Source organism: Paenibacillus forsythiae T98 (assembly GCF_000520735.1).
Lineage (GTDB): Bacteria > Bacillota > Bacilli > Paenibacillales > Paenibacillaceae > Paenibacillus_AQ > Paenibacillus_AQ forsythiae.
The window spans coordinates 1-17,877 of the sequence record NZ_ASSC01000750.1 but is presented as its reverse complement, the minus strand read 5'-3'; the positions used below and the strand labels follow the sequence as shown (position 1 = coordinate 17,877).

Sequence of the window (17,877 nt, the reverse complement as noted above, 5' to 3'; positions counted from 1 at the left end):
GCGGCAGGCGTTGGCCTTTGCGAACGCGGGGGGTGCTCTGGCAACGACGCGCCGCGGAGCCATCGCTTCATTGGCCGACCACGGGGAGATCGAGAAGCTCGTAAAGGGAGAGCCGATCCCTGACTGATCCCGGGTAACAGAGCGTCTGGCGGCTCCACACGGAATATAGGCAGTCCGATTCATATCAGGCAACAACGCAAGGCCGCGGCGGCGAACGTCCGGTCTTGCTCATTTGAATTAAAGGAGCGAATGTATGAGAAGATCAAGGTGGAAGGCAACCGCATTTTTGTTAGCGCTTGCATTGGGATTGTCGGCTCTGTATTCTCCGGGGTCCGCCCTGGCGGCGGGGGGGGCCGGCAATACGCCCGGCTATTTGCCTGTGTCGGGAACGTGGACGCAGGATGGGACGAATGGCCTGCGCGGGGTCAGCCCTGGTGCGGACAACGCCTTCAATATGTCGACAGCGGCGGTGGGAGCGAACTTTATATATGAAGCCGACGTGAAAGTGGACACCTCCACCCCATATGGCGTCGCTTCGCTGGTGTTCCGGGCAAGCGCCGACGGATCAAAGGGTTATGTGCTGAGCCTGGACCCGAATCAGGACCGCATCCGCCTGTTCGATTATGCAACGGGAACGGACCTGGACACGGTGTTTAGCAAGACGATGAGCGCGGGCAGCTCTTATCATCTGAAAATCGCGGCGGACGGGAGCTCGCTCAAGGTGTATGCGGATGGCGCGCAGGCTTTTTCTGTAAGCGATTACAAATATAGCTCGGGGCTTACGGGCTTTCATGTCTATAACGGAACCGCCTATTTCCAGAATGTCTACGTTAACGTGCTCCATACGAATGTGACAGGCTGGAGCACCTCGGGAACCTGGAGCCTGACTTCGCAGGGCTGGAAGGGCACGGCTGCCTCGAATCAGAATATTGCGGCCATCTCGGCCACAAGCTCGGATGATTTCACCTATGAATCGGATGTGCAGATCACCGATCCGTATGCCCTGGGCACGCTGTTGTTCCGTTCGAATGCGGGCGGGACGCAGGGCTACGGACTGCAAATCGATCCGAATCTTGACCGTATAAGGCTCTACAAGACGGATGGAAACGTCACGCTGGCGCAGGCGGATACGCAGGTGGATATCGGCAAGGTCTATCATGTCCGGATCAAGGCCCAGGGGTCTTCCATCAAGATTTACTGGCAGTATGAATTTATAACAGCGACTGGATTTAACCCGCTGCTGTCGGTCACGGACACTTCTCATACGCAGGGCTTGGCAGGACTGGGCGTGTACAACGGCACTGCGGTGTTTCAAAATATCCAGATCAGCGCCTTGAAGACGAATCTGGAGGGCTGGACAGTATCGGGCAGCGGCAGCTGGATTCCGCAGCTTGGCGGGTTCAAGGGGACAAGCTCCGGCAGCTCGGATACCTATAATATGGCGGCAACGGCTCTGTCCGACTTTGTGCTGGAAGGCGATCTTTCGGTCGATAACGGAGCGCCGCATGGCACAGCGGGCCTTGTATTCCGCGCCGCATCCGCATCAAGCGGGGGATATGTGCTGAACATCGACCCGAACCTGGACCGTGTCCGCCTGTTCAACCGCAGCGGGGGCAGCACGATTGCGACGGCCAACATGAGCATCGATACCGGAAGGGTCTATCATATTGAAATTAACGTAAGCGGTTCCAATATTAAGGTGTATGTTGACGGCGCAGAGACGCCGGTTATCTCCACGACCGATTCGTCATATACATCCGGCGTCATCGGGCTGAACGCATTCAATGGCACGGCTTATTTTCAAAATGTCCATGCTGCGGATTTAAGCCAGTATTATAACGAAACGTACCGGCCGCAGTACCATTTCACAGAGACAAGAAACCGGTCGAGCGACCCGAACGGCCTGGTCTACTACCAGGGCGAATATCATTTGTTCCATCAACAGGACGGGGAATGGGCGCATGCGGTGAGCACCGATCTGGTCAACTGGAAGCATCTGCCGATTGCCATTCCGCAAAATGAAGCCGGGGATGCATGGTCGGGCGGAGCCGTGGCGGATTTGAATAACGTCTCCGGTCTGTTCCCCGGAGGCTCCGGCCTGATCGCTTATTACACCTCGTTCAACCCGGAAAAGCCCAACGGCAACCAGAAGATTCACATCGCGTACAGCAGTGACAAAGGGCGCACCTGGACGGATTACGCGAGCAATCCTGTGGTGCAGAATCCGGGAGGAGTCAACGGGGGCTGGGATTTCCGCGATCCGAAGGTGGTCTGGGACGCCGACCACTCGAAGTGGGTCATGGTTGTATCGGGAAATGATAGTGTCCGCTTCTATACATCGACCAATCTTCTAAGCTGGACCTATGCCAGTTCGTTCGGCTATGGCGACTATCTGCACGGAGGCATCATGGAGTGCCCCGACCTGTTCCAGTTGCCCGTTGACGGCAACCCGGCGAATAAGAAATGGGTACTGATGCTCAGCACCGGCGCAGTTCCGGCTACGCAGGGCTCAGCGTCGGAATATTTCGTGGGCAGCTTTGACGGCACAACCTTTACCAGCGACCATCCGGCGGCAACCGTGCTGCGGACCGAGAAGGGGCAGGATATGTATGCGGCCATGTCATTCGACGGCATACCCGCCGCTGACGGGCGCCGTATAGCCATCGGCTGGATGTCGAACTGGGATTATCCTTTCAGCTTCCCGACCTCCCCGTGGAACGGACAGATGTCCGTCCCAAGGGAGCTGAAGCTGACGGACATTGCCGGGACCGGCATCCGCCTGACGGAGACGCCTGTCGCCGAAATGAACGCGCTGCGGGGCACGGCAACCTCGATTAACAATGTCACCGTGACACCTTCCAGCGCCAATCCGCTTGCGGCGGTCAAAGGCACGGCCTATGAAATCGATGCGGTGCTGGAGCTGCCGTCCGGCAGCACGGCATCCGAATTCGGCTTCCATCTGCGGGAAGGAGGAGGCCAGCAGACGGTCGTGGGCTATAAGACCAGTCCGTCCGAAATGTTCGTGGATCGCTCATCCGCAGGCGCGAACGGGTTCACGGCGAACTTCCATCCCGTGCATAGCACGGTTCTCCCGCTGGAGGATGGCAGAGTCAAGATGCATATTTACGTCGATGAATCCTCCATCGAAGCCTTTGGCAACGACGGCAAAGCGGTCTTCTCCAATATGATTTTCCCGGGAGCGGCCCGCACCGGCCTGAGCTTCTACACAACCGGCGGCGATGTGAAGATCGTCTCGCTGAATGTCTATCCGCTCGGCAATACATGGCGTTTCGAGCCGTCCTCCGGCTCTGCGCCGCAGAAGGTCGTCATGGACAAGACCCGCGTTCAACTGGCGGCAGGCTCCGTCTACCGGCTGTATGCGGATGTGCTTCCGCGCTCGGCAACCGATAAAACGCTGGTGTGGAGCTCCAGCAATCCGTCGGTGGCGTCGGTAGCCCAGGTCGATTCCGTCAGCGCCAACGTCACGGCGGCGGCGCGGGGCAGGGCTGTCATAACGGCGACGACGCAGACAGGCGGCATTGCCGCAAGCACCGTTGTCGAGGTGGGCGAGTTCACGACGAACCTGACCGGATGGAGCAGTCTGCCGGTAAGCTCCTGGACGGTTACGGGCAACGGCATCTCCGGCACGTTCGATAAAGACAGCAACTACATGTCAGATGTAACCGGCGCCAACTTCACTTATGAAGCGGATGTGAAGCTGGACCGGGCCGGAGGAGCGGGCTCCATCATCTTCCGGGCCTCTGCCGATGGCTCCAGCGGTTACTATTTCAATATCGATCCGAATATCAGGGCGATCCGGCTGTTCTACAAGCTGAACGGAAGCTTCTCCTCCAGCCAGGTGCTGGCCAACCTTCCGTCGACGGCAGCTTCCGGCACGACCTATCATGTCAAAATCGTGACCTCAGGGACGAATATCAAGGTTTACTTCGACGGGGCTTCAACACCGATCATCGATGTTAACGACTCCACGTTCTCCAGCGGTTATTTCGGCCTCAATGTGTTTGGGGGAACCGCCAGCTATCAAAATGTAATCAAAAATTAAGCTCGGCCACACGGATAAAGCACGAATGAAATCCGCCAAGACGAAATATTTCGTTTTGGCGGATTTTTGCGTTTGCATCCCGGCAATTTCATTCAAACGTAAATCATAAAATTTTTCGATTAAATTATCGGATTTTGTCGAATGCACTGTTCATTTTCGAAGTAAATACCGATAAGAGCAGTAGTAATCTCTATTTCATAAGCGGTTACCGACATAAGTATCGAATGTGCCGAAAGGGTGTAAACAATGAAAATCCGTACAAAGCTTTCCCTGATGATTCTCGCTGTCAGCTTGTTCTCCACCATTGTAATGGGAATCTTCAGCTACTCCAAATCATCGAATACTTTGGCATCCATGACCAGCGCATCGATGCTGCATCTCAATTCGAGCAAGTCGGATACCATTGCCGCAATGATCGAGAAAGAACAAAGAAGCCTGGCTCTGGTTGCCGGCGAGCAAGACATAGCACAGTTGCTTGTTCAGGAGCAAAACGGAGCCGCCGATAACGGCCTCCGGACCTCGGTTATTTCCAGGCTGCAGGGCATCGTCAAGGATGCGGGCAATCTGGAGCATTTGCTGATCGCCGATATGAACGGCATTGCTATTGCCGACAGCGATCCTTCCATTCTGGGCAAGAGCTTTGCTGACCGGAGCTATGCGAAGAAGGTAGTCGAAACCGGAGAGCCCGTCATCAGCGAGACGCTGAAATCCAAGGCGACCGGCGCCTATGTTCTCGCATTTGTCCATCCGATACAAGCTGATGGCAAAATGGTGGGCTACGCTGTATCCGCCGTGTATGCGGACAGCCTGACGACCTATTTGGGCGACGCTAAGGTGATGAACAGCACATCAAGCTATGCCTATCTCGTTGATGAGCAGGGAATGATGCTCTATCATCCAACCAAGGAAAAGATCGGTCAGCCGGTGGAGAACGAAGCGGTCAAAGCGATAGTGACCCGTATCAAGAACGGGGAACTGCCGGCCGATGACATCATTGATTATGATTTCAACGGCAAGGCCAAGAAGGCGGCTTACACTGTTCTGCCACAAACCAAATGGACGCTGGTACTGACCGGAGACGTCGGTGAAATCATGCAGCCGGTTAAAGAAATGACCAATTTCGTCCTGCTGCTTGGTCTTGTCAGCCTCGTGCTGACCCTGATGATCGGTCTGTTCACCTCCCAGAGAATCGCCGTCCCGATCACCAAGGTTACCGAACTGATTAACAAGACGGCCGAACTGGACCTGAGATATGACAGCTCTTATGAATACCTGTTGAAGAATAAAGACGAGACCGGCACCATCGCCAAAGCGATCATCCGGACCCGCAGCGTGCTGAGGGATATGGCGGGTAGCATGTTGAGCATCTCCGGCCAGGTTCTGAACAATGCCGAAATGCTGGAACGGTTGGCCGTCGATGTTCGGGAGAACGCCCATGACAACGGGGCGACAACACAGGAGCTGTCGGCCGGTATGGAAGAAACAGCGGCTTCCACGGAGGAGATGACCGCCGCGATTCAAGAGATCGACAGCAATGTCGGCGCCATGTCCCAGAGGGCGAAGGAAGGGGGCAAAGTGGCCGTCGATATTACAAACCGCGCCTTGTCCTTGCGGCAGGGCATGCACGAGTCCACCGTACACGCCAAGGGAATCTACGATACAGTTCGTGTCAAGATGGAGAAGGCGATTGAAGATTCCGGCACGATTACCCAGATCAACGAGCTTGCGAAGACGATCATGGACATCACGGCCCAGACGAATCTGCTTGCGCTCAACGCGGCGATAGAAGCGGCGCGCGCGGGCGAGGCGGGAAGAGGCTTTGCCGTTGTGGCCGGGGAAATCCGCAAGCTGGCGGAGAAGTCGTCAGCGACCGCTTCGGGCATCCAGGATATCGTGAAGGGGGTCCATACTTCGGTTGGCCAAATGAAGGACAGCTCGGAGGATCTGTTGTCCTTCATAGACGAGACGGTGCTGGGCGACTATGACAAGCTGAAGGAGATCGGTGAGCTGTACAATCAGGACGCCGAGCTGATCAGCGAGCTGATGAACGATTTTGAGACTTCCGCCAGCCATTTGAATGAGACGGTTTCAGCCATTACGATTGCAATCAACGAGGTTGCCGCGACGATTACGGAAAGCGCCACAGGCGTTCAGGATATAGCCGAGAAGACCTCCGATATTGTGGAGATGACGTACAAGGAAGCTGAAATGGCGGACGAGAATACGAAGAGCGCGCGCGAGCTTCAGGAGCTTATGGAGAAATTTAAAGTTTAGGACGGGCGAGGGGCCGCCCCCGGTTATTGTTGATGACTTTGATGTGCTCCCCATATGGTAGACAGGTGGAATAATAAAACCTGTTACTGTAAGGGGAGCATTTTTATGGACAAAAGGAAATATGCGGATAATTTGGCTCAATGATATTCTCATCTCATGCGATAAGTGCGCTCGGTGGTGCTGAAGGTCAAGTTAAGGCACATGTGCAAGGCAACAAAAATGTGGGCAATGACAAGGAAACATTGATCACTGCCATCACCCGCTGAACGCATTAAATTGCGTCAATGAAATGATTCCCGAAAATTAATGGAATATCGGACGGTAGAAAAAACAGGAAATTAAGTATCAAACTTCCCATATTGCTGATGCTGTAAAAGCCGCTGCATTAATTACTTTAATTACTATTCAAAAATACGAATGCGAGTACAAGCTTCTATCACCGTCATCAGGATGACTTCAATAGCTGGAAATCAAAAAAGAACCTGAGCAGTTTTGTCAGGTTCTTTTAATATTGCATATAAACAGACCCAATGATATAATCAGACTACGACTTTTCTAATAAAAATGAGTATAAAAATCCTATCTTACAAATTAAGTGTACCATGCCACTAAACTCTTGTCAAATGTTTTTCTCATTTTAATGGTTAGGAGAGATGTTGAATGAATACTTTGGTTCTCGATTTTCAGGAAATGGAAAAAACGCAGCTTTTGCACGTTGGCGGAAAAGGGTTGAATTTAGGGGAATTATCAAAAATTCAAGGAATACAAGTACCGGAAGGATTTTGTGTTACAACAGTCGGATATCAAAAAGCTATCGATCAAAACGAAACATATCATGTTTTGCTCAATCGACTAGCCATGCTAAAAGCAGAAGATCGGGATCACATTGGTGAAATCAGCAGGAAGATTCGACAAATCATTATGGAAGCAGAAATCCCTTCCGATGTTGTGAAAGCAGTTGCTCACTATCTCTCCCGGTTTGGCGGGGAGCATGCTTATGCAGTACGTTCCAGTGCGACTGCTGAAGATTTGCCGCATGCCTCTTTTGCCGGTCAACAAGACACCTATTTAAATATCATTGGCAAAGATGCAATCTTGCAGCATATCAGCAAATGCTGGGCTTCCCTGTTCACGGAGCGCGCTGTAATCTACCGTATGCAGAATGGATTCGATCACAGGCAAGTTTATTTATCCGTTATCGTTCAAAGGATGGTTTTCCCGCAGGCTTCAGGGATTTTATTTACCGCTGATCCCATTACCTGTAGCCGTAAGCTGCTATCCATCGATGCCGGTTTTGGACTTGGAGAAGCGCTGGTCTCCGGCCTGGTATCTGCCGACTGTTATAAAGTGCGGGAAGAGGAAATCGTCGAGAAGAGGATTGCAACCAAAAAATTGGCGATCTATGCACGCAAAGAAGGCGGAACAGAGACACAGCAGATCGATCCTGATCAGCAACAGACTCAAACACTTACTGAACAACAAATTCTAGAGCTGGCACGCATCGGCAGACAGATCGAAGCTTATTTTGGCCAGCCGCAAGATATCGAATGGTGTTTGGCTGATGATACATTTTATATTGTCCAGAGCCGGCCAATCACTACTTTATACCCGATCCCTGAAGCCAATGATCAGGAAAATCACGTCTATCTATCTGTTGGTCATCAACAAATGATGACAGATCCCATAAAACCGTTGGGATTGTCTTTTTACCTGTTAATTACTCCTGCACCTATGCGTAAAGCCGGTGGGAGGTTGTTTGTTGATGTTGCACCTAGTCTGGCTACACCTGTCGGCAGGGAAACTTTGTTAAATACCCTGGGATCCGATCCGCTTATAACAGGCGCACTCATGACCATAATAGAGCGAGATTTTATAAAATTGTTGCCAAATGATCAAACAGCACCGATTCTGGGCAGAAGCAATACAGATATGCTGGCACAATTCGAGAACGATCCGACAATCGTTTCTGAGTTGATTAAGCGTAGCCAAACATCGGTAGAAGAGTTAAAGCAAAACATCCAAGCGAAATCGGGACCGGATTTGTTTGATTTTATTCTGGAAGATATCCAGGAGTTAAAGAGGATCTTATTTGATCCACAAAGTTCGGCTGTGTTTATGGCTGCTATAAATGCTACATCATGGATCAATGAAAACATGAACGAGTGGTTAGGCGAAAAAAACGCAGCAGATGCGCTATCTCAATCTGTACCGAACAATATTACTTCAGAAATGGGTCTGGCGCTACTGGGTGTCGCGGACGTGATTCGCCCTTATCCGGAAGTGATTGATTATTTACAGCATGTAAAAGATGATAACTTTCTGGATGAACTGGTTAAGTTTGATGGTGGACAGGAAACCCATGACGCTATCTATGCTTTTCTCAACAAATACGGAATGCGATGTGCCGGAGAAATCGACATTACGAACACCCGTTGGAGTGAAAAACCAATTACACTTGTTCCCCTGATTCTCAGTAACATCAAGAGCTTTGAGCCTGATGCCGGCAATCGGAAATTTGAGCAAGGGCGGCGCGTTGCTTTGGAAAAAGAACAAGAGTTATTAGAGCGATTGCAGCAATTGCCGGATGGTGAACAAAAAGCCAAAGAAACCAAGCGAATGATCGACCTCATCCGGAATTTCATCGGCTATCGTGAATATCCAAAATACGGAAAGATCAACCGCTATTTCGTTTATAAGCAGGCTTTACTGAAAGAAGCCGAACAACTCGTACAAGCGGGCGTGATTCATGAGAAAGAAGATGTATACTATCTCACTTTTGAAGAACTTCACGAAGTCGTACGCACAAATAAACTGGATTACCCGATCATCAGCAAACGAAAGGACGAGTACAAATTATATGAAAAACTAACTCCCCCACGTGTGATCACGTCTGATGGTGAAATTATAACGGGTGAGTACAAACGAGAAAATCTCCCGGCCGAAGCTATTGCAGGTCTGCCTGTTTCTTCCGGAGTGATAGAGGGACGAGCGCGTGTCATTTTAAACATGGAAAATGCCGATCTGGAAGATGGAGATATATTAGTCACCTCCTTTACTGACCCTGGCTGGACACCATTATTTGTATCCATTAAAGGACTAATCACCGAAGTTGGCGGAGTGATGACCCATGGAGCAGTGATCGCGCGTGAATATGGCTTGCCGGCAGTTGTCGGAGTGGAGAATGCTACCAAACGGATAAAAGACGGGCAACGCATTCGCGTGCATGGCACAGAAGGGTATATCGAAATATTGTAACCTCGATCAAAATGCAAAACAAAAAGCAAGCAGACCATGCCGGTGCCTGGTCCGCTTGTTTTTATCATTATCGGAATTGTTTACCCAAATTCATGCTTTCTACGGGGCTATACTTTCCACTACATCTTCTTCTCGAAGCCCTCCATCGGAGCAAGCGAATGCCGGTAGTCATTCCCCTCCAGACCGTCGATAGTGAATTTCATGACCTCCCGGAACGAGCCTTCCAGATAAGTCTGCATTGCCAGCGGAATGCGCAGTTCATCCAGCTCGGATGGAGAGATTTGGTATCGTATGCTTTCAAGGTCGCCTGCTTCTACCTTCTGCACCCATTTCGGCTCGCGGATCAATTCACGTCCGATTGCGACCAAAGCTGCCCCGGCGTCGATGACTTCTTGCGCATCTCCTGGCCGCTCGACCGATCCGATGCCAATTAGCGGCTTCTTGTTATTCAGTGCATGGACGAATTTGGTTAAGATCGGCTCCTTGTCATCAGGTTGATTTAGCGATGTTCTGGGTGTGGAAAAGAGAAGTATTGCGTTATGGCGAACTCAAACGGGCATTGGGTGAAATTACGCATAAGATGCTAAGCAGCCAACTGAAGGAGCTGGAAGCGGACAACCTGATTATCCGCAAGGAGTACCCACAGGTGCCGCCCAAGGTTGAATATTGTCTGTCGCCTAAAGGCTTGACGCTGATGCCTGTGCTGGAAATTCTGTGTTTATGGGGGAAGGAGCATACTTAGGCTCTTTTTTCCGTGAAAAAGTACAGCAGGGCCAGAATCGGCAGCGCTATTCCCAGCAGAGAGGTTAAGCTCCAGCCGCCGTGGGCGTAAGACCAACTGCCCAGAGACGAGCCAACCGCTCCGCCGACAAAGAAGATGGACATAAACAGTCCGTTTAGTCGTCCCCGCGCTTTACCCCCCAATGTGTAAATCGCACGCTGTCCAAGCACAAGATTTCCCGATACGGCCATATCCAGCGTGATAGCGGCCAGAACGAGCAGCCCCAGAGCGACATTTGAATCGCCATGAACAAGGTAGGCCAGCGAAAAAGACAAGGCAGCGATGATCATCGCCAGTCCGGTCAACAACCGGGTCCAGCCTCTGTCCGCCAGTCTTCCGGCAATCGGCGCTGCTACGGCTCCGCCCACACCGGCAAGAGCAAACAAGGCAATGCCCTGCTGGGACAACCCGAAATGATCCGAAAGCCGCAATGGGACCGTAGTCCAGAACAGGCTGAAGGCGCCAAACAAGCAGGCTTGATAAATGGCCCGGCGGCGCAGCACAGGCGTTTGTTTTAAAAGAACACCCAATGAAACGATTAATTGGCCATAGTTCATCTCAGGCGAAGGCTTGCGCTCAGGAAGAACACGCGACAGCAGAAGCGCCAACAGAGCTACAATAATCGCCGATAATGCAAATACGGCGTGCCATCCCCAAAGGCTGGTTATAAAGCTTGCGACTGGCCGGGCCAGCATAATTCCGAGCAAGAGTCCGCTCATCACGTTCCCGACTACGCGGCCGCGCTGCGCTTCGGATGTTAAATAGGTGGCATAGGGAACCAGGATCTGGGCTACCACAGCCCCCAATCCGATGAAGAGCGACGCACCGAGGAAAAGAAGCGCGCCAGGTGCGAATGTCGCCGTAAGCAAAGCACATACGACAACAATGAGCGCCAGGACGGCCAAACGCCGATTTTCAATAATGTCACTGAGCGGTACGATGAACAGCAGCCCTATGACATAGCCGATTTGAGTAAAAGTGACGATTAGCCCTGCTGCCGCAGAGGACAGACCCGTCGCCGCGCTGATCGGTCCTACCAGCGTTTGGGCATAATACAGATTGGCAACGATAAGTCCGCATGCCGCTGCTAACAGCAATGTCATCCAACTTGAAATTTGCTTGCCCTCCATGACTTGTTCTGTTTGCATTGTAATCCTCCTCATTTTTGTTCTTCGCGCGTATGGCAGAAAGGAAACATGCAGGTATGCCACCGCCGGAATAAATACTGAACGTATAGTTCGTTAATCCATGCCTTAATAATATACTGAACGTTTAGTTTTGTAAATAGCTATTTCTTTATTTTTATTTCACCAAATATTTTGTATAATATACGTACAGTTTTCTTTTTTGGAGGGATTACCGATGAATGCTAAAAGAGGGCGCCCGCGCAACCTTGATACTGAAAAGTCCATTCTTGCCGCCTCATATGATTTGCTGCTTGAGAATGGCTTTGGAGCTGTCACTGTAGAGAAAATTGCCGAACGCGCCGGGGTAAGCAAAGCCACCATTTATAAATGGTGGCCGAACAAGGCTGCTGTTGTGATGGATGGCTTCCTGTCGGCCGCCGCTGCAAGACTGCCGATCCCCGACACAGGCTCAGTATTCAACAATGTACTCATGCACGCCGCGAATCTGGTCCGATTCCTGACCAGCCGGGAAGGCAAAATCATTACGGAGCTGATCGGGGAAGGGCAATTCGATTCAGGACTGGCAGAAGCCTACCGGACGAGGTATTTCCAGCCCCGCAGACTTGAGGCGAGACAATTGTTCGAACGGGGGGTTGAGAGGGGGGAATTAAAGAAAGATCTCGATATCGAATTAAGCATTGACCTGATTTACGGGCCGATTTTCTATAGATTATTAGTTATCGGCGGCGAGCTTGACGATACGTATGTGCAAAATTTAGTCGCCTCTGCGTTTGAAGGAATCAAGACAGAAGGTTAAGCCACCGCCGTTCCTCTTCAGACAAAGTGATATCCGGCGCTGCGAAGCTGGAAACCAATTCTTCGGTACGCTCAGGCCCAATGACTGCGCACACTGGATAGGGCTGGTTCAACACATAAGCCAGCGCAATCTGATTGGCCGTAATGCCCTTTCCCTTGTGCGCGGCCAGCTTGTTCGCACGATTTAATCGTTCCCAGTTATCGTCGTTGTAGTATACGCGGGCGATGTCCCCACTTGTATGAACCCCTGGCGAGTAGCGGCCCGAGAAGAAACCGCCCGCCTGTGACGACCAAGCGAACAATGGAAGCTGTATTTTCTTGTGCCATTCCTGATAAGCTTGATCTGCATGCACCGTTCCATGCCAGCGCGGTTCATTGGCGGCGGCCAGGCTTAATGAAGGACTGTTGACCGCCAGGCGCTTATAGCCTTTTTTGTCCGCATATTGATTGGCCTTGTCTATTCTTTGATACGACCAGTTGGAGACTCCGGCGGCTCTAATCAGACCGGATCGGACTGGCTCCTGAAGAAAATCCATAATTTCATGCACCGGAACAGACGGGTCATCGCGGTGAAGCAAATAAATATCAATATAATCGGTCCGAAGCCTCTCCAGGCTGCGCTCCAGATCCTCTGCAATAGCCTTGGGATTCAGCCGGTTTACAATGGCTTGACGGGCATCCACATGATAGTGGCCGCCCTTGTCGATGATGACGATATCTTGGCGAAGCTGTCTGGAATGCAGCCACTGGCCTATCGCCAGCTCGCTTTCGCCAGCCCTGTAGGCATTCGCCGTGTCGATGGTGTTTCCGCCGCGCAGGACATAGGTGTCCAGCATTTCAAAGGCGGTATCCAATCGCTTCCGGGAAAAATCGGCTGTTCCTATAACCAGTTGCGAGCATGACTTGTCAAGACCTTGAACGGAGATATATTTTATGGTGCGCACCTCCTGTATTCATACCCAAGTCTGCTGCCGGTGATCGTACTGAAACAGACCATCCGGGTTCAGGCGCTTCTTTAGCTTGGCGTCTCCCTTCCATATTAACCGGTCAAATTGGAGGGTGATAAATTCCTTAATACCGGCTTTGGTTCCAATGGAACGCATTTCGGCGAAATAAGCCTCCAGATTCTCGGAAAGCTGGCCCTCGTGAAACCGGAATCCTCCCAAATAAGCGTCGACGATCTTCAGTTCAGCAACCTCCGAGAATCGCCGCCACAAATAATAGTCTCCGGCATACTTGAACGTCGGCCAAAAGTCATAATCAATGAACTCATTCAGTTCCCTGCTCCAAAATGTAGATTCCTGCTGTAGAAAGGGGAGCTTCATGCCGTAATACCCGCAGCCAAGCAAGTTTTTTCTGTATTTATAAGGCAGAAAGGACGAAACAAACTGTGAACGGTCATTGTAGCTGACATTCAGTCCAGTAAGCCACTTTACCGGCTTCGTTTCGAACAGATCCAGAACCACATCGAAAGCGTGTCTGGAGTAGTAGTCCCCGGCATTCAGATAAGCGCAGATGTCACCCGTCGCTTGCTGAAACCCCTTGGATAAAGCATGATACATCCCCGTATCCGGTTCGGATATGACCTTGGCTAATCCATTGTGTACGCTATTTATTCGCTCAATTGTTCTGTCCGTCGAACCGCCGTCACAGATGATATATTCCAATTCAACTCTTCCCGATTCCACGGCCGTCTGCGTAATTACCGAATGGACGGTTTCCGCAATATATTTTTCAGCGTTATAGCAAGGCGTTACAATAGATATTTTGTCCAATGTTCTCCCCCTTTGCTTCCTTACGTCAAACTAATAGTATAGATTATGATAGTTATGGAGATGTGTGCGATGAGATATGATTTCATAAAAGGAGTGAAGAGGCTTGCATGCCGGAACTCAAATCATTGAAACCGAGAGGCTCATGTTAAGGCCATTTGATGTGCGCGATGCGGGCAGTATGCATAGAAACTGGATTAGCGATCAGGAAGTCCAGTCGAACTATGGAGAACCTGCTTATGAAGATGTCGGCTCGGTTAAAGACTTATTGCTTAAGTGGATTTCATCCTATTCCCGAAGTGAATTTTACAGGTGGGCGATTATTCTGAAGGACGGAGGGGAGTGCATCGGACAGATTGCCTTTTGCCATGTGGATGAACAGCATCATTGTGCGGACATGGAATACTGCATCGGAAAATCATACCAGAACAAAGGATATGCCAGTGAGGCGCTCGGATCGGTGATCGGGTTCACATTCAGGCACACCGGGCTAAACCGGCTTCAGGCTTTTCATCGCGGCAGAAATGTGTCTTCGGCAAGGGTTTTGCAGAAAGCGGGAATGAAATATGAAGGAACGCTGAGGCAGAGCTATTATTACAGCGATACGGATGAATACGATGACAGAGTGTATTACGGGATTACAAGAAGTGATATTGGTTGGACAATTTGAGCGAATGAACAAATGGATTGGGCTTTTTGCTATACTTGAATCTGTAGCATAACAATCAACCGTTACATGCTTGCTGAGGAGGGCTCTTTTGTGTCCGATTTACTATTTGAGCAGGTCTATCTTCGTTCATCCAGCGGAATCGCCATGATTTCCTTGGAGGATGGGACGATGACCCGCTGCAATCCGGCTCTCTGCCGTATGTTCGGCTATTCCGAGGAAGAACTGATGGCGATCCGTTACGGCGACCATATGCTGCCGGATGAAGATTGTGCCTCCGATCCCTCCTCTGTTCTTGCCTTTTTACTGGCTCAGCCCGGTGAGGAAAGCTATCAAGAGAAACGGTTCACGCGCAAAGACGGCGGATTGCTGTGGGGAAAGCTTCATCTGTTCCTGATCCGGAACACTCCGGAGGGCGAGCCTGACTGCCTGGTTGTCGAAATGACTGATATTACCAATCGCAAGCAGGCCGAAGAGAAGCTGCGGGACAGCGAGCGGAACTACCGTCTGATCTCCGAGAATTCGCTGGATTTCATCTCGCGAAACGCGGTCGACGGATTTGCCACTTATCTGTATGCTTCGTCGATCTGTCTGTCGATGTACGGCTATACTCCGGAGGAGATGACCGGTACCCGGGCGCTTGATTATATCCATCCCGATGATTTGGGCATGATGAAGCATTACCTGAAAGACTGTGTAAGCGGCAAAGGGAATCCCCCGATTCTGTTCCGCTTTCTGCGCAAGGACGGAACCTACATGTGGACAGAGACAACGATCCGCCACGTCTATTCCGAAGAGAAGCAGGACTATGAGATTATCGCGGTCTCGCGGGACGCCCGGGGCCGCAAGCAGTATGAAATGAGGCTGGAGGAGAGCCAGACCCGCTATCAATCCTTGTTCGAGTATAATCCTTCCGCCATCAGCGTCATGGATCTGCTCGGCCGGATGTTGTCCGTGAATTCCAGCATGGAATATATGACCGGCTATACCCGCTCCGATCTTCTGATGTCCCAATTTACCGAGGTGATTGATTCGGATGAGCTGGACTATGTAAGCGAGCGTTACCGGCGCGCAGCCGGAGGAATCGCCCAGACGTTCGAGAGCCGAATCGTCCACCGGGACGGACATATCGTGGAGGTGAGCGTTATTTTCGTACCCATCCTGGTGGATGGAGAGGTCGCGGGCGTGTTCAGCATTACCAGCGACATTACGGAGCACAAGCGCCATCTCAATCAAATCGAGAAGCTGAGCTACGAGCATGCGCTCATCCTGAACTCGGTATCCGAGGGAATATTCGGCGTCGATATGGAAGGCCGGACGATGTTCATTAATCCGGCGGCCGCCGATCTGCTCGGATACGGACCCGGAGAGTGGACGAGCCGCAGCCACGACGACCCGATCCAGCTGATGCGGCTGAGCGGCGAATATGCGGGCGAACAAGCGAGCCTGCTTGCGATGTTCTCGGAGAGCGGAATGCACGACGAGCGGGAGGGCGTCTTCTGGCGGCAGGACGGCTCAAGCTTCCTGGTCAATTACCGCATGTCCCCGCTGTATGACAAGGGAGTAAGAAAGGGAACCGTCGTCGTATTCCGGGATATTACGGAAGAGAAGGAGATCCGGCGGGCCAAAGAATCCGCCGAGCAGGCGGACCGCGCCAAATCGGAGTTTCTGGCGATTATCAGCCATGAGCTGCGCACGCCGATGAACGGCATCATCGGTATGACGGATCTGCTCAAGGATACGGAGCTTAATGAAGAGCAGCGCGGATATGCCGAGATCATCAGCCAGAGCGGCGAATCGCTGCTGCATATTCTGAACGAAGTGCTCGATTTCAGCAAGATCGAAGCGGGCATGATGACGCTGGAGCTGAAGGAGGTGGACCTCCGAAGTGTGCTTCAGGGCGTAAGCGATCTGTTCTTTCCAAAAGTGGCGGACAAGCAGCTGAGCCTCGGCTATATCATCGATCCGGAGCTTCCGGAAACGCTCATCACCGACGAAGCCAGACTGCGGCAGATTCTTGTGAATCTGGTGGGCAACGCCGTCAAGTTCACGAACAGCGGCCGAATCGATATTGAAGTGAGGCTGGGAGCAGTCCGGAATCCTTCCCGGATCATCGTGCTGTTCACGGTAAAAGATACCGGAATAGGCATCCCGGAGGACAGGCAGGGGCAGCTATTCCAATCCTTCACTCAGCTTCATCCATCCATTAACCGGAAATACGGCGGCACGGGCCTTGGGCTTGCGATCAGCAAAAAGCTGGCCGAGCTTCTCGGAGGCACGATTGGAGTGGACAGCCGGGAAGGCGAGGGTTCTTCGTTCTACTTTACGATTGAAGCCGTCCTTCCGGGCGGAGCCGAACCTTCCGCAGCGGAGGCGGAGGAGTCGAACGCGGGCGAACCGGCTGGCCCGGAATCCTCTTCCGGGGGCCGCTATGGTCCCTTGTCCATCCTGATCGCCGAAGACCACCCGGTCAACCGGTATTTGATGAAGACCTTTCTGCAGAAGCGAGGATATTACCCGGATTTCGCGGAGGACGGGGAGCAGGCCGTACGGTCCGTAAGCTCAAAGGACTATGATCTGATCTTCATGGATATCCAGATGCCGCTGATGGACGGTCTTGAAGCGACCGCCCTGATCAGGGAGAAGCACGGTCCCCGCCCGGTCATTATTGCGGTGACGGCTTTCGCGAGAAAGGAAGACAGGGAGATGTGCCTCAAGGCGGGAATGCAGGACTTCATCTCCAAGCCGATCCATGGCGACGCTCTGGACAGAGTGCTGAAGCAGTGGGGCCCCGGGAATAGGTTGACCGGCAGAGCCATGTTGAGCGAAAGCGAATGAGGCAGGCGACGCCGGTTCCCCATCATTTGGCTGCGGCCTGCAGCCGGTTCCATTCCTCTACGGAGTCCGGACTGGTATAGACGTAAGGGGTCGAGGACGGGGTAACCGGCGTGACGGATTCGGCGTCGATCTGCAGCGTTTCCTTGCCCTTGTATACGACAACCTGAAGCTTGCCGCGTACCTTGATCCAGGTATCTGCGGGCAGGCTTTTTTGCTGCCCTGCATTTACGAGAATGCCCAGCGGCGTTGCATCTGCGGTGCAGCACTGCACAAGAAAACGGCTG

12 protein-coding genes are annotated in these 17,877 nt (G+C 51.9%); 7 read left to right on the top strand and 5 right to left on the bottom strand.

What is annotated here, in order from left to right; genetic code table 11:
• Nucleotides 1–253 precede the first annotated feature (253 nt).
• From L692_RS0122740 to ppsA, 3 genes are all read left to right on the top strand, one after another.
• A complete protein-coding gene (locus tag L692_RS0122740; RefSeq protein ID WP_025702271.1) occupies nucleotides 254–4,063 on the top strand; it encodes a GH32 C-terminal domain-containing protein in 3,810 nt (1,269 codons plus the stop codon).
• 246 nt (nucleotides 4,064–4,309) lie between these two features.
• The gene (locus L692_RS0122735; RefSeq protein WP_025702270.1) at nucleotides 4,310–6,337 is read left to right on the top strand and encodes a methyl-accepting chemotaxis protein; all 2,028 of its coding nucleotides are present in this window, start codon (nucleotides 4,310–4,312) and stop codon (nucleotides 6,335–6,337) included.
• A gap of 660 nt (nucleotides 6,338–6,997) precedes the next feature.
• Nucleotides 6,998–9,592, top strand: a complete 2,595-nt coding sequence (gene ppsA, locus L692_RS0122730; protein WP_025702269.1) for a phosphoenolpyruvate synthase — start codon at nucleotides 6,998–7,000, stop codon at nucleotides 9,590–9,592.
• Nucleotides 9,593–9,711: 119 nt separating this feature from the next.
• Here the strand turns inward: ppsA and L692_RS32100 are convergent, their stop codons facing one another.
• The gene (locus tag L692_RS32100) at nucleotides 9,712–10,068 is read right to left on the bottom strand and encodes an oxidoreductase (protein ID WP_269636743.1); all 357 of its coding nucleotides are present in this window, start codon (nucleotides 10,066–10,068) and stop codon (nucleotides 9,712–9,714) included.
• A gap of 29 nt (nucleotides 10,069–10,097) precedes the next feature.
• Between L692_RS32100 and L692_RS0122720 the strand changes: the two genes are divergently transcribed.
• Nucleotides 10,098–10,334 carry a winged helix-turn-helix transcriptional regulator gene (locus tag L692_RS0122720; RefSeq protein WP_025702267.1) on the top strand — a complete coding sequence of 79 codons (237 nt, stop codon included), beginning with the start codon at nucleotides 10,098–10,100 and terminating at the stop codon, nucleotides 10,332–10,334.
• Here the strand turns inward: L692_RS0122720 and L692_RS0122715 are convergent.
• Nucleotides 10,331–11,521: an MFS transporter gene (locus L692_RS0122715; RefSeq protein WP_025702266.1), complete on the bottom strand. Its 1,191-nt coding sequence runs from the start codon at nucleotides 11,519–11,521 to the stop codon at nucleotides 10,331–10,333. The genes L692_RS0122720 and L692_RS0122715 overlap by 4 nt on opposite strands.
• Before the next feature lie 214 nt (nucleotides 11,522–11,735).
• Between L692_RS0122715 and L692_RS0122710 the strand changes: the two genes are divergently transcribed.
• Nucleotides 11,736–12,317 (top strand): TetR/AcrR family transcriptional regulator, encoded by a 582-nt coding sequence (locus L692_RS0122710; RefSeq protein WP_025702265.1) that lies wholly within the window; start codon nucleotides 11,736–11,738, stop codon nucleotides 12,315–12,317.
• Here the strand turns inward: L692_RS0122710 and L692_RS0122705 are convergent.
• Together L692_RS0122705 and L692_RS0122700 are read right to left on the bottom strand one after the other, a co-directional pair.
• A complete protein-coding gene (locus tag L692_RS0122705; RefSeq protein WP_232238847.1) occupies nucleotides 12,301–13,260 on the bottom strand; it encodes an aldo/keto reductase in 960 nt (319 codons plus the stop codon). The genes L692_RS0122710 and L692_RS0122705 overlap by 17 nt on opposite strands.
• A 9-nt stretch (nucleotides 13,261–13,269) precedes the next feature.
• Nucleotides 13,270–14,091 carry a glycosyltransferase gene (locus L692_RS0122700; protein WP_025702263.1) on the bottom strand — a complete coding sequence of 274 codons (822 nt, stop codon included), beginning with the start codon at nucleotides 14,089–14,091 and terminating at the stop codon, nucleotides 13,270–13,272.
• Between the two features lie 103 nt (nucleotides 14,092–14,194).
• Between L692_RS0122700 and L692_RS0122695 the strand changes: the two genes are divergently transcribed.
• Both L692_RS0122695 and L692_RS0122690 read left to right on the top strand, forming a co-directional pair.
• The gene (locus L692_RS0122695; RefSeq protein ID WP_025702262.1) at nucleotides 14,195–14,758 is read left to right on the top strand and encodes a GNAT family N-acetyltransferase; all 564 of its coding nucleotides are present in this window, start codon (nucleotides 14,195–14,197) and stop codon (nucleotides 14,756–14,758) included.
• A gap of 90 nt (nucleotides 14,759–14,848) precedes the next feature.
• The gene (locus L692_RS0122690; protein WP_025702261.1) at nucleotides 14,849–17,593 is read left to right on the top strand and encodes a PAS domain-containing hybrid sensor histidine kinase/response regulator; all 2,745 of its coding nucleotides are present in this window, start codon (nucleotides 14,849–14,851) and stop codon (nucleotides 17,591–17,593) included.
• Nucleotides 17,594–17,615: 22 nt separating this feature from the next.
• Here L692_RS0122690 and L692_RS33165 read toward each other — a convergent pair.
• The coding region (locus L692_RS33165; protein WP_036725069.1) for a TIGR03943 family putative permease subunit at nucleotides 17,616–17,877 on the bottom strand (262 nt) is incomplete at its 5' end.